At 61.2% G+C, this 12,172-nt stretch carries 13 protein-coding genes; 9 read left to right on the top strand and 4 right to left on the bottom strand.

Annotation, left to right across the window (positions count from 1 at the left end):
- The first annotated feature begins 4 nt into the window (after positions 1 to 4).
- Together AB0I98_RS02615 and AB0I98_RS02610 are read left to right on the top strand one after the other, a co-directional pair.
- The gene (locus AB0I98_RS02615; RefSeq protein ID WP_362934158.1) at positions 5 to 2,941 is read left to right on the top strand and encodes a Z1 domain-containing protein; all 2,937 of its coding nucleotides are present in this window, start codon (positions 5 to 7) and stop codon (positions 2,939 to 2,941) included.
- 16 nt (positions 2,942 to 2,957) lie between these two features.
- Entirely contained in the window at positions 2,958 to 3,923 is a 966-nt protein-coding gene (locus tag AB0I98_RS02610) for a NaeI family type II restriction endonuclease (RefSeq protein WP_362934155.1), read from the top strand.
- Positions 3,924 to 3,958: 35 nt separating this feature from the next.
- Here the strand turns inward: AB0I98_RS02610 and AB0I98_RS02605 are convergent, their stop codons facing one another.
- Entirely contained in the window at positions 3,959 to 4,798 is an 840-nt protein-coding gene (locus tag AB0I98_RS02605; protein WP_362934152.1) for an NgoMIV family type II restriction endonuclease, read from the bottom strand.
- Positions 4,799 to 4,883: 85 nt separating this feature from the next.
- Between AB0I98_RS02605 and AB0I98_RS02600 the strand changes: the two genes are divergently transcribed.
- Positions 4,884 to 5,351: a very short patch repair endonuclease gene (locus AB0I98_RS02600; RefSeq protein ID WP_362934148.1), complete on the top strand. Its 468-nt coding sequence runs from the start codon at positions 4,884 to 4,886 to the stop codon at positions 5,349 to 5,351.
- Here the strand turns inward: AB0I98_RS02600 and dcm are convergent.
- On the bottom strand, positions 5,348 to 6,514 hold the full coding sequence (gene dcm / locus AB0I98_RS02595; protein ID WP_362934145.1) for a DNA (cytosine-5-)-methyltransferase: 1,167 nt from the start codon (positions 6,512 to 6,514) through the stop codon (positions 5,348 to 5,350). The genes AB0I98_RS02600 and dcm overlap by 4 nt on opposite strands.
- A 161-nt stretch (positions 6,515 to 6,675) precedes the next feature.
- On the opposite strand from dcm, the gene AB0I98_RS02590 reads away from it, so the two are divergent.
- The gene (locus tag AB0I98_RS02590; RefSeq protein ID WP_362934142.1) at positions 6,676 to 7,449 is read left to right on the top strand and encodes an HNH endonuclease; all 774 of its coding nucleotides are present in this window, start codon (positions 6,676 to 6,678) and stop codon (positions 7,447 to 7,449) included.
- Here the strand turns inward: AB0I98_RS02590 and AB0I98_RS02585 are convergent.
- On the bottom strand, positions 7,422 to 8,054 hold the full coding sequence (locus tag AB0I98_RS02585) for an ATP-binding protein (RefSeq protein ID WP_362934139.1): 633 nt from the start codon (positions 8,052 to 8,054) through the stop codon (positions 7,422 to 7,424). The two genes, AB0I98_RS02590 and AB0I98_RS02585, sit on opposite strands and share 28 nt — an antisense overlap.
- Before the next feature lie 215 nt (positions 8,055 to 8,269).
- On the opposite strand from AB0I98_RS02585, the gene AB0I98_RS02580 reads away from it, so the two are divergent.
- The 5 genes from AB0I98_RS02580 to AB0I98_RS02560 all read left to right on the top strand — a co-directional run bounded on the left by AB0I98_RS02580 (position 8,270) and on the right by AB0I98_RS02560 (position 11,773).
- Positions 8,270 to 9,115: a helix-turn-helix transcriptional regulator gene (locus AB0I98_RS02580; protein WP_362934136.1), complete on the top strand. Its 846-nt coding sequence runs from the start codon at positions 8,270 to 8,272 to the stop codon at positions 9,113 to 9,115.
- Positions 9,116 to 9,316 (top strand): DUF397 domain-containing protein, encoded by a 201-nt coding sequence (locus AB0I98_RS02575; protein ID WP_362934133.1) that lies wholly within the window; start codon positions 9,116 to 9,118, stop codon positions 9,314 to 9,316.
- 227 nt (positions 9,317 to 9,543) lie between these two features.
- Positions 9,544 to 10,707: a DUF262 domain-containing protein gene (locus AB0I98_RS02570; protein ID WP_362934130.1), complete on the top strand. Its 1,164-nt coding sequence runs from the start codon at positions 9,544 to 9,546 to the stop codon at positions 10,705 to 10,707.
- Between the two features lie 8 nt (positions 10,708 to 10,715).
- Positions 10,716 to 11,246, top strand: coding sequence for a HEPN domain-containing protein (locus AB0I98_RS02565; RefSeq protein ID WP_362934127.1), 531 nt, complete (start codon positions 10,716 to 10,718; stop codon positions 11,244 to 11,246).
- A 65-nt stretch (positions 11,247 to 11,311) separates the two neighbouring features.
- Complete coding sequence (locus AB0I98_RS02560; protein WP_362934831.1) at positions 11,312 to 11,773, top strand: DUF397 domain-containing protein; 462 nt, start codon at positions 11,312 to 11,314, stop codon at positions 11,771 to 11,773.
- Between the two features lie 92 nt (positions 11,774 to 11,865).
- Here AB0I98_RS02560 and AB0I98_RS02555 read toward each other — a convergent pair whose 3' ends face one another.
- The gene (locus AB0I98_RS02555; RefSeq protein WP_362934124.1) at positions 11,866 to 12,036 is read right to left on the bottom strand and encodes a hypothetical protein; all 171 of its coding nucleotides are present in this window, start codon (positions 12,034 to 12,036) and stop codon (positions 11,866 to 11,868) included.
- Positions 12,037 to 12,172 lie beyond the last annotated feature (136 nt).

Genomic DNA, 12,172 nt, shown 5'->3' with positions numbered 1-12,172 from the left:
AGGCATGACCAGCAGTCCCAAGCATTTCGAACGCTGGGCCGCGCTGGCCGCCGACGAGGACCATCCGGACGCCGATCTCAGCGAAGAGCGCTTCCACGAGAGCCTAGTCAGCGCGGACGAGGCACTGACAGCCCTCTGGAGCCGCCATCTCACGGCATGGGACTTCGCGGAAGAACCTCATTGGGCATTGGGAACCCCCGCCCGCACCGACGAACGACGGGCAGTCGTCTACGACCGGCTCAGATTCGGCAGCGATCTGCGGAAGGCGCTGGACCATGCCGTTCCCGTCGCGAAGCTTCCCGGTCCCACGGTGATCGACCGCGACTTCACCCCCTGGTACACCCCGGAGCGCACAGCAGCCCGGTCCTTCTACTGGAAGTCGTATGAGGGGAAGCTCCGCGCCAAGGGCTGGTCCGAAGCGGCGATAGCCGGTCTGGACGAGGCGAGCCGAGCGGTCGTCGCACGCCTCACCGATCCCGAACAACCCGCGACCCGGCAGGCGAAGGGCCTGGTCGTGGGATACGTCCAGTCGGGCAAGACTGCGAACTTCACCGGAGTCACCGCCAAAGCGATCGATGCCGGCTACCGCCTCGTCATCGTCCTCGGCGGCACCCTCAACCTCCTGCGAGCACAGACGCAACGCCGCCTCGACATGGAGCTGCTTGGCCAGGAGAACATCCTGCGGGGAGCCGACATCAACGACCTGGACTCCCTCGTCGGCGTCGACTACGTCAGCGACGACGACGCTGAGTGGCCCCACTTCGTCCAGCACGGCGGGCGTCCCTCCGTCCTGGGCGCCTTCGACATCGAGCGCCTGACGACCCGGGACAAGGACTACAAAAGCCTGGCTCAGGGCATCCGGGCCCTGGAATTCGAGAAGCGCGAACCCACTCGCCCCCTGCACGACCCGGCGAACCTCCATCACGCTGCAGCCCGCGTTCTCGTGGTGAAAAAGAACAAGTCCGTCCTCACCAAGCTCGTCAAAGACCTCAAGCAGATCCACGGCCTGCTCGGCGAACTCCCCGCCCTGATCATCGATGACGAGTCCGACCAGGCTTCCGTGAACACCCTGGACCCGAAGAAGTGGGAGGCCGGCACCACTGACCGAACCGCGATCAACGGTCTGATCTCCCAGCTGCTCAAGCTCCTGCCGCGGGCACAGTACGTGGGCTACACGGCGACGCCCTTTGCCAACGTCTTCGTTGACCCCGGTGACGACGAGGACATCTTCCCGAGCGATTTCCTGATCTCTCTTCCTCGACCGACCGGATACATGGGCATTCAGGACTTCCACGATCTGGACTCTCCGGTAGCGGAAGACGAGCGGACATTCGCAAACTCGCAAGAGAAGGCGCACGTCCGGGGTATCTACGAGTCGACTGGTGATCGCCTCCAGGAGGCTATGGACGCCTTCGTGCTGTCTGGTGCCCTCAAGCTCTACCGGGCCGATCACGGCGTTCCAGAAGACCCATTCCGACACCACACGATGCTGGTCCATCAGTCCGTACGCAAGGACGACCACGCCGAGCTCGCGTTGCGCATCAACTCCATGTGGCACCAGGCGGGATATAGCTCCTCGGCTGGCCATGAGCGCCTAGCCTCTCTTTGGGCGGCAGACTTCATCCCGGTGAGCGAGGCACGTGCGTCTGACCTCCCCGCGCCCGCAGCTTACGAAGAACTGCTCCCATACGTCAGCGAGGCACGGCGACGCATCGGTTCAAACGGCCAGCCGGTCATCGTCGTAAACGGCGACAGCGATACCTACTTCGATCAGCTCGACCTCGACTTTGACAGGACCCCGCGCGTCTGGAAGATCCTGGTCGGAGGTACAAAGCTGTCGCGTGGCTTCACTGTGGAAGGCCTGACCATCACCTATTACCGGCGTACCACTCAGCAGGCGGACACGCTGATGCAGATGGGGCGTTGGTTCGGGTTCAGGCCCGGATACCGGGACCTGGTCAGGCTCTATATCGGGCGGGAAGAGCCCTTCAGGCGCGACAAGGCTGCGGACCTGTACGAGGCGTACGAAGCGATCTGCCGGGACGAGGAAACCTTCCGAGAGCAGCTGGCCCAGTATGCCGTGGTGGTCGATGGACAGCCCCAGCTGACGCCAATGGAGGTGCCCCCTCTTGTCGCACAGCACCTGCCCTGGGTGAGGCCGTCCGCACGCAACAAGATGTTCAACGCGGAACTCGTGGAGATCCGGTCCCCTGGACGTCCCATCGAGCCCGCCTCGTACCCGCTGAACAACAGCGCGGCCCACAAGCGGAACACGGAACGCTGGCGGCCACTGCTGGACAGACTCGGCACCAAGCCGGTGTCGTTCACCAATCCGCCGGACAACTCCAGCTCACTGACGCGCACCTTCGAAGCACTCACCGGGATCATTGCTCACGAGGATCTCCTGAGCGTGCTGTCCCAGCTTGAGTGGGAGCGTCCAAGCTACTTCGACCCCCACCTGACCTATCTGAGGCAGCTTGACGGCTCGCTGGCGAAGGTGGACAACTGGCTGCTCGTCTCGCCCCGGCTGGCCTCAAACAAGCGTGTCGAAGCTGGCATCCTCGGCTCCACACCGCTTTCCCTGGTCCGACGCAAGCGGCAGGCCGGCAAGACCTCCTTCGGCCGCATCGCCAGCGTCGAACACCGCATGGCCGCACAGCGCCTCATCGACAACGCGGCAGCACCGCTCGCTCTCCACCCGGATCAGAACGCCGGAGTCGGCCCCACAACCGGAGTCATCCTTCTGTATCCCGTCGTCGACGGCGACAGCCACAGCGACGTCCACGCTGTCGTACGCAACGGATCGGCCGACCCCTCAAAGATCGTGATGGCCTTCACCCTGATCCCGCCGACCTCAGCCATGAGCGGGGACCGCCGTCTGGTGCGATTCCGCGCGAAGGACTCCCGACACTTCAACGACGCTACGATTCCGGTTAGTTGAACTGAGGGGGATCCACTTGCTGCCCATCGACATCCATGCCGCACAGAACATCCGCCTGGCGGACGAGCTGCGACTCGACGCCGAGCTCCAGGCAGTGCACGCGGAACTCAGCAGCATGGATCCCGCAGGGGAACGGTTCGCGACAGTGCTCCGGAACACGATCGATCAATTGCTGAACGGAGAGGTCACAGGCCGTTACGCCTGGGAATCCCTGTACAAGACAGAGCGGACCCACGCGGGAACTCTTGTAGAGATCAATCTGCAGCGAGAGTTCAAGTTCGAAGACGGCAGGGCGATGGACTACCGGATCGCCAACATCGAGGTGGACTGCAAGTACTCGCAGAGCTTCGGCGGCTGGATGATCCCACCCGAGGCCAGGGGTCATCTCTGCCTGCTGGTGTGGGCAAACGACCAGGAGAGCCGCTGGAGCGCCGGCCTCTTCCGGGTCAAGGAAGAGTGGCTGAACCAGGGAAGCAACCGCGACGCCAAGCTCACGATAAAGGCCATACACCGGGACAAGATCCACTGGCTCTGGCGCGATGCGGCACTCCCGGAGAACGTACTCCTCCACATGGACCCATCCGATCGCGACGCGGTCTTCGCACCGCAGTCCGGTCAGCAGCGCCTCAACGAGCTGTTCCGGCGCGTCCAGAAACGGCGCATCAGCCGTAACGTGGTGCGGACTGTGGCGCAGCAGAAGGACTACATGAAACGAGTTCGCGGCAATGGTGGATGCAGGTCAGCGTTGCAGCCCGAGGGGATCATCATCATGGGCGACTACGACAGCCACAAGCGCATAGCCGCCCAACTAGGGCTACCAATCCCCCAAGAAGGAGAGTTCGTTGCCGCGCGTGTCGTTGAAGTGCAAGCGTCGGAGCTCGATCGCCCCACCGCGTTCCTCAACGGGCATTACTGGGCATGCGCAAGAGAGCGGGACGCCCCCCACCCAGCCCCACCCCTTCCATCACACACCAGGCAGTAGATGAATTTCTACAAACACTATCGAGAGACATCATTTCACTCAGCGAGGATGTCACTAGCCAATTCCCGGTAGTCCCTGAGGCGCCCGGTTTTTATCATTGCATTCAGATGTTCTTGCTGCGACTTCTCACCCTTTTTCAATGACAGCGGCGTGTACTCACCCACTGCTTCCCTCAAGAGTTCATAAGCGACATGGTAGACGGCGTCAATCTCACCCATTCCTTGCGTCAATGCGCTCAACCTGCTCGGCAGCGGCTCAGCCGTTACCGCGACCAGGTGGGGTGCTCTACCACGACGTGACTTAATGAGCGAGTTGAACTCGTGACGGACATTTTGCGCACGGTCGGATCTGATTGTCCACTTGCAGGAAACGACCGCCCGCAACACTTCCCCGTATCGGCCCGGAACACCTACAGTGACGTCCGGATCGATCAGGTAGTCACCCGCAATGAGATCCGTCAAGTCGGGGTACTCTTCAGCAGCTTCCTTCAACTCCTGGATATGCGCATACTGCCAGAAGTTCCAGATCTTACTATTCCTGGAAACCTGCCATTTTCCGGACTTGGGATCGCTTCCGAAACACTCAGCCAAGTGCTTCTGGACGCTCACCTCCAAGAGTTTCCCAAGGCTCTCGTCGTCGTCTTCGGTTTCTTTTGCGATCTGCAGTCGATCGAAGATGTGGCCGGCGATCCCAAGGCTCGCCCTCTGCGAGCCGTCCGCGATATTCGGAGCAGTGCCCCTTCCGAGCGTCTTCTCCACCAAAATCTGGTTCCCCTTCGTCGTCGGCTTCCACGCAAACAGCTCAGGGAGCCACGAGGGCACCGTCGCGAGAGCGGGCTTCACCCCCAGGCCGCTCTCTGCATCACTTGCTGGCATTGGCATAGGGTGCTCCTGATCGCTGACCAAATCTCAGTACACGCGCAGGTTCAGAGCTTACTGATCTACGTCCAGGAGGGCAGAGGTGTCTGACAACTGGAGTCCTCCTCAAGGATCTTGGGCCTCCTCCGCAGCCCGCCGACGCAACATGCAGGCCATCCGGAATAGGGACACCAAGCCGGAGTGGCTCATCCGAAGGCTCGTCCACGCCCAAGGTCTGCGCTACCGAGTCGCCGCCAAGCCGCTTCCGGGCCTTCGCCGGACTGCGGACATGGTCTTCGGTCCGGCGAAGGTGGCTGTCTTCATTGACGGCTGCTACTGGCACGGATGCCCTGAACACTACGTACCGCCGAAGACCAACCCGGGCTACTGGTCCGACAAGGTTGCCCGGAACATGGCCCGCGACCGGGACACCGACCAGCGCCTCGAAGAGGCTGGCTGGACGGTGCTCCGGTTCTGGGAACATGAGCCCTCTGAAGACTGCGCCGCACGCATTGCGGCCGAGGTCGAGAAGCGCCGCAGCGTAGTCCGGAAGGCGAAGCCGAACAGCTAGTTCTTCTTCTGATCGCGCTCCCGTGCCGCCTTCAGCACGTCGATGATCGATTCACCGATGGCCTGCGCGACCGGCGGCGGGAAGGCGTTTCCGACCTGCCGGTACTGGGCTGTCTTACCCCCGCTGAAGTCCCAGGCCGTCGGGAAGCCTTGAATGATCGCGGCCTGCCTCACCGTAAGCATGGGCCCCTCTTCGCCGAACAGATCCCTGTTTTCGGTGCCCGTCGGCTTACCGTCCACGGGCGCGTTGGCCACGCCCATGCCCGAGACCCCTAGCGCTCGCCACGCCTTCTTGGCTCTGCTGGGACCAAGATCGGCACCACCGTGCTTCTTGGACCCACCGACGAGTGTGGGCGCAACGTCCTTGTCCGCATCCCGCTTCCAGTCATCGAAGACCTTCCGCGCCTTGGCAGCACGTGGCCCGTTCCTAAACACCCGGATGCGCTCCAGCATTGTCTCCTCCAGCGCCTTGAAGACCGAGACTCTCTCAGCACTGGGCGCGGGAGCTTCGTACTTCAGATCCTTGAGGACGTCCCTCCGGAAGGCGACAAGGATCGAGCGGGGCCGGAGCTGCGGAACGCCGAATTTCTCCGCCTCAAATACCTCCCACCCCACGACCTCATAACCAGGCAGCCCGTCGTCGCTTGGCTCCATCTCCTCGAGCTGGGCCTGAATCCGGGACCTGTAGTCGTCGAACTTGGCGTCCATGAGGCCGCGAACGTTCTCGATCATCACGGCTCGGGGACGGATCTGCTCGGCCAGAGCCAAGATGCGGGGAAAGAGGTCACGCTCATCGTCTTCACCGAGCTGCTTGCCAGCGTGGGAGAACGGTGGGCACGGTACGCCGCCGGCTAGGAGGTCAACCTCACCTCGGCGGTAGAGTCTGGCGCTCTTCTTCAGGTCACGCTCAGGCTCAAACTCCAGCACGTCTTGGCAGAGAACGTCGCAGTTGTCCCGCTCCCAGTCCCACTTCGGGTGCACCTCGATGTTCTCGCGCAATGTGGCCGCGGCATACTTGTCGATTTCGACCAAGGCCAGGTGCCCGAAGCCAGCCTGATGCAGCCCGATGGCCTGCCCGCCGGCTCCGGCGCAGATCTCGATCGACGTGAACTCAGGCTCACGCACCTCAGTAGTGACCTGCTCCGATTCCTTCGTGTGGGTCATGCCCCCTCCTTACAGCCGTACAGCGGCAGACACATCTTGCAATCCACCATCACTGAGGGTGACAGACCCCACTGACAACGAGACCTCACCAAGTTTGCAGTACGCCCCGCGGTTCGCTGAACGCACCCTCCGATGCGCCGAACACTCATACGATATTGCGCATGCGGATACCTGCCTGGACCGAGGACGAACTTGTACTGGCCGGAGCTCTCGTCGTGAAGAACGGCTGGCGTGAGTTGCGGACCAACGACCGGGAGGTCCAAGAGCTGTCGGAGCTGATCCGTTCGCTTCCGATCCACACTCCGGAGGAACGTGCCCTTCCCGGATTCCGGTCCCCCGACAGCGTCAGCCGCAAGACCACCGACTTCATGACGAACCACAAGCTGTACACCGGCAAGGCCACCCGATGCGGCAAGCCCACGCTTCTCATGATCGAGGCCTTCACGGAGCGCGAGGCCGAGATGCTTCAAGCAGCCCAGGCCCTTGAATACGGCATCGGCTCGGGCCATCTGCAGCTCATTGCCCCACAGCCAGACGAAGTCGACGACTCTGGAGCCACGGCCATCGAGGGCCGGCTCCTCGCCCGCTGGGCGCTTGCCCGCGAGCGAGACCCGAAGCTCCGCAAGCTCAAGATCGAGCAAGTACGTCGCCTCAGGGGCGCGCTGCGCTGTGAGGTTTGCGACTTCGATTTTGCCCGCACCTACGGAGACCTGGGCGAGGGCTATATCGAAGTGCACCACGTCACTCCCCTTTGCATCTCCGGAGCCCGGGAGACCAAGCTCGACGACCTTGCGTGCCTGTGCGCCAACTGCCACCGCATGTGCCACAAGAGCCGTCCAGGAGAATCCTGGCGCACACCTGCGTCTCTGCGGGGCCAGATACAGAAGTCGGCTACGGCATCCGCGCACTACGCAGCCTCCACTTCGGCCTCGTAGTGCGTCTGAGCACGGTCGAGGATGTCGTCTGGGTCATAACCGCGGGCTGCCGTCCAGTGGAGAAGGTCCGCGATCAGCTCAATCGCTGACTCCTCGAGGCCCGCTTCGCGCTTTGCTTCCTGCAGGCCAGCACCGCGGCTTGCGCCTTGGTAGATCTCGAGGGTTTCAACTGCTCGCTCAAGACGCCGACAGACATGTCCCGCGTCGAGCGCGATCTCGCACCAAACAGCCTTGCCCACCGCGGTGAGCACCGTCCCCCAGTCCACTGCCACCGCCGCGAGCAGATGCAGTCCGCGCCCACACTCCTCGGCGCAGTCCACTCCTCTGAGGGACGGAACCACCTGGCTCCTGTCATGGACTTCCAGCCGGAGCCGCTCGCCCTTCCACTCAAGGACCAACGTTGCAGAGACGCCCTCGCCCACGTGCTTCACGACGTTGGTCGCCAACTCCGCAACGAGGAGTTCTGCCTCATCCACAGCGATGGGCATCCCCCATCGGCCCAACTGCCTTACGACGGCTCTCCGAAGCAGGCGCACTTCTGCTGGTGCAGCCTCGAAAGGCAGGACACAGCGGAGTCGAGGTTCGGTGACTTCGTAGCCAGGCACGGCCACTCCTCCCTCCCAGCCACGCACGTGCTGCGCCTGCCGTATCCGTACGGCTGCACTGCGTAGCGATCTGTGAGGGAGCATGTCACAGAGAAGTCTCATTGTGTAACTTCTCACGAGAATCCATCGAGTGAACCTGATGGTTAGTCGCATCCGGGCTCCCTAGCCTGATGGAGATCTCCGGGCGAGCCGCCTGGGGCTGGCGAAGGAGCCGCATGCCCGAACGAACCACCACCCGCCGCCGTCAACTGGGCGCGATGATGCGCAAGTTGCGTGCCCGCAAGGGGCTGACTCTTGAGGAGGCCGGGCGGATCGTTGGCGTATCGAAGGCAACGGTCAGCAGGTACGAAACCCAAGCCGGGCCGGTCAAGTGGATCGTCGTCGATGCACTGTGCCGCGAGTATGGGGCAACTGAGGCCGAACGCAAGGCTGTTGTAGGAATGGCGAAGGATGCCAAGCAGCAAGGCTGGTGGAGCTCGTTCGCGGACGCCATCCCGGAGAGCATGAACCTGCTGCTCACGCTTGAGGACGAAGCCGTGCGCGAGAGCCACTTCTCATGCGTCTACGTGCCCGGCCTCCTCCAGACGCGCGCTTACAGCACAGTCCTGCAGCAGGCCAACGAAGTGCCTCTGGAGCCAGCAGAGATCGAGCAGTTGGTCAGCATCCGCATGAAGCGGCAGGAGATCCTCACCCGTCCAAAGCCGCTGCACCTCTGGGCCATCCTTGACGAGTCCGTGATCCGGCGCACCGTCGGATCTCCCCAGGTGATGAAGGAACAGCTCGACAGATTGCTCGAGGCCAATGAGTCCCCTCACATCACGCTTCAAGTCCTCCCTTTCTCCAAGGGGGCCCACGCTGCCGCGCTGGGAAGCTTCGTGATCATCGGGGGCACGGAGCCGGCCCTCGACGTCGTGTACGTCGACTTCCATACGGGCTCCCTCTTCCTGGAGAAGGACGAGGAACTAGACCGATACAGACTTGCGTTCGAGTACCTCCGCGCACAAGCGTTGGACATGGAGGCCTCCTCCGCCATGATCCATCGCGCCCGCAAGGAGCTGTGAATGTCCGACCGCCCTCAGGCTGTCTCCGAGCCAACCTGGTTCAAGTCATCGCACAGTGGTGGCAATACCACCGAATGCATAGAGACTGCCCTCGCCTCATCTCATGTCCTTGTACGGGACTCTAAGACGCCGCAGGGATCGCACCTGTCAGTCTCAGCCGAGGCTTGGACGAAGTTCGTGAAGGGGCTGACAGACACCTGAGGTGTGAGCGCAACGTGGCCCTCACCGCTTTCTAGCAGCCGGTACAGGCCCAGCCGTGGCACCCAGCCCAAGACGGGCCACACCCATCCTGGACTCCCTGCCCTACATGCACAGAGAAGGGGTGCATATGCCTGCGCACGAGATCCAAGCCGTGCCATGATGCCGTAACCCCCAACCGAGCGCACCCTGTTAACTATAGAAATCAATTCAACAGCAAAGGTTTACCGATGGATTCCTCCGACAAGAACGCCTGGCTCGACGAAAAGCAGCTGGAGGAGGATGAAGAGTATCAGATCGAAGAGTATGACCTGATCAGCACTCCGAACGATTTCAATGTATCTACAATCTTCAATTTCATTAACCGCGGATCAGTCAAGATCCCGATCTTCCAGAGAAACTATGTCTGGGATATTCGCCGAGCCTCGAAGCTAATCGAATCAATAATCCTGGGACTCCCAGTCCCTCAGGTGTTCCTGTACGAAGAGGGAACAAATAGGTTTCTTGTAATCGATGGGCAACAGCGACTCCTGACGTTGTATTTCTTCATCAAGGGAAGGTTCCCCCGCAAGGACGGACGCGCAGAGTTCCGAAGGGTGTTTTCCGGGCCTCCGGCCGAAGTGGACGATTTCCTGAGCGACGATAATTTCTTCCAGCCCTTCAAACTCTCATTCGCTAAGTTTCCGGACGGCAGGAAAAATAAGTTCAGTGGCATGACTTACGAGGATCTGGGCGAGTATAAGGAGCGATTTGAACTCCGCCCACTGCGCAATATTATCGTCAAGCAAGTGAAGCCAGCCGGAGACGACTCAGTCTTCGAGATGTTCAATCGCCTAAACACAGGCGGCAGTAACCTGCAAGCACAAGAGATCCGAATGAGTCTTTATCATTCCGATTTCATGGAATCCCTTTACGAAATGAACGATCGCCCCCGCTGGCGAGAGCTCACAGGGACATCCAATTCCGATCCGCGAATGAAGGACATCGAATTGATCCTTCGCGCTTTCGCGCTTGCTCGCGGCGTGGAATCATATTCAGGATCCATGACAGGATTCTTGAACAGGTTCTGCAAGACAGCCCAGGGGATGACCGCAGAGCAAGTCCGATCTACGGCTGTGACCTGGGATTGGTTCCTTGGCCTGACCGAGGGAATGCCAAACACATTGTTTCACTTGGCGACCTCTGAAAGGTTCAGCCCGCTTCTCTTTGAGAGTATCTTTGCCGCATGCGTCCAACTAGAGAAGGACGGGCACGAATTCATCCTCACGGAGGAAAAGCTATCGAAGGCAGCTAGGAGAATTTCAGCACACGCCCAGGAAGGTGTAACCAAGACAAGGCACGTGCAAGGCCGCTATGAGGAAACCCTCAAAATCCTACGCGGGGACGAGGAGTAGGTCCACACATGTCGGCCGTTATCAACATGTACCAAGAGCACCAAGCGCTCATGGAATTCTTTGGTGACGACAACCCGTCATACCAGGCGAGCCTTGAGCGGACGTTGCCGAAAGTGCTCCTGCTAGCTGCCGCTAGCGAGTTCGAGGTCCAAGTGTGCCGCCACATTCGAGAGTACGCGGCAGCCTCAGCCAGCGACAAAAAGCTAGCCATCATGATTGACAAGTGGGTCTTGACCCGCCAGTATCACAAGCTATTCGACTGGGATAACAAAAATGCAGGGCCTCTCTGGGGTGCGCTGGGTGAAGAATTCAAGAGGCACATGAAGGCCAGACTGAGAGAGGACAACGCCCTAAAGGAACAGCTAGATGCTTTCCTTGAGATCGGGCGCCTGAGAAACGAACTGGTGCATCAGGACTACGCGAACTACGCTCTCTTGAAAACTTCGGCAGAGATATTCAAGCTGTACAAAAAAGCCATTTGCTTTATAGAGGCACTGCCTGAGATCCTCGCCACACAGCTTCCAGTTGAAAACTCATAGCGCCGCCCTGCGAGTTGTCGCTGACAGGCTATTACCTAGCGGCAAGCCAGGAGCTGGATCGCTATGTGTTGGCGTTTCGAGTACCTCAGCGCACATGGACTCGACCTCGAGTCCTCGGCGGAGATCGTCCACCGCATAAGCAAGGAGTCCTGAAGACTGCGCCCTCGACGTACCAGTGGTTCAAGTCCTCCTACAGCGGTGGGAGCGGGACCGAGTGCGTAGAGGCCGCCTTCGTCCCCGCAGGTGTGCTGGTGAAGGACTCCGAAGTGCCGGACGGCCCTCATCTAACGGTGTCGGCCGAGGCCTGGCGCAGGTTCGTGGGTCGCTCGGCGGAGCAGCGATTGGCGCATTTGGGCCAACTCTTGCGGTCGTGCGCAGGTCTGACCCAGATCCCAGTGGCCCGAATTCACCAATCGCTCCACCGCTCACCTTCGAAGACCCACATGCCCCCCCGGCCCCTCTCACCCCTCCGCCACCCGCCGTACCGTCGGCGGCTGCACGAGCCGAAGCCCGGCCTCGACGAGTAGCGAACCAAGTCGAGCCCGGACTGGCATGCCGTTCCGGCCCGTGTCGGCGGTGCGGGCAGTCCGGCGCAGCCTCCAGGCACCGGCCTGTGCGTTCAGGTCTGCGGCACGATCAGGAGCCTGTTGCTCTCGCGGACTCGCTCTGCGTCGATGGCAAGGGGTGGCTCGTCATCGCGCTGGCTGCGCGCGAGGAACGTCATCGCAAGTTGCAGGGCCTCGTCCTGCTCCATCATCCGTCTCCAGCTGGTCGGCTCGATGAAGCGCACCCTAACCACTCGCGGATGATCTTCGCGTGGCCGATAGCGCGGAGATGTGCAGCCCTCAGCCTTCCTTCCTCACCACATCCGACCGAGACTCACTTCCGCCTCAGACCCGAAGTCGGAGCGACAGGGACGACCTCGA

The sequence above is a fragment of the Streptomyces sp. NPDC050211 genome, from assembly GCF_040656035.1.
Lineage (GTDB): Bacteria > Actinomycetota > Actinomycetes > Streptomycetales > Streptomycetaceae > Streptomyces.
The sequence above is the reverse complement of the archived record's forward strand: the minus strand, read 5'-3'. Positions and strand labels throughout refer to the sequence as shown.

Bases quoted from the DNA above. Each gene is read 5' to 3' on its own strand.
- dcm (WP_362934145.1), bottom strand. From the start codon at position 6,514: ATGACCCACACGAAGGAATCGGAGCAGGTCACTACTGAGGTGCGTGAG.
- AB0I98_RS02570 (WP_362934130.1), top strand. From the start codon at position 9,544: ATGGATTCCTCCGACAAGAACGCCTGGCTCGACGAAAAGCAGCTGGAG.
- AB0I98_RS02565 (WP_362934127.1), top strand. From the start codon at position 10,716: ATGTCGGCCGTTATCAACATGTACCAAGAGCACCAAGCGCTCATGGAA.
- AB0I98_RS02615 (WP_362934158.1), top strand. From the start codon at position 5: ATGACCAGCAGTCCCAAGCATTTCGAACGCTGGGCCGCGCTGGCCGCC.
- AB0I98_RS02575 (WP_362934133.1), top strand. From the start codon at position 9,116: ATGTCCGACCGCCCTCAGGCTGTCTCCGAGCCAACCTGGTTCAAGTCA.
- AB0I98_RS02580 (WP_362934136.1), top strand. From the start codon at position 8,270: ATGCCCGAACGAACCACCACCCGCCGCCGTCAACTGGGCGCGATGATG.
- AB0I98_RS02605 (WP_362934152.1), bottom strand. From the start codon at position 4,798: ATGCCAGCAAGTGATGCAGAGAGCGGCCTGGGGGTGAAGCCCGCTCTC.
- AB0I98_RS02590 (WP_362934142.1), top strand. From the start codon at position 6,676: ATGCGGATACCTGCCTGGACCGAGGACGAACTTGTACTGGCCGGAGCT.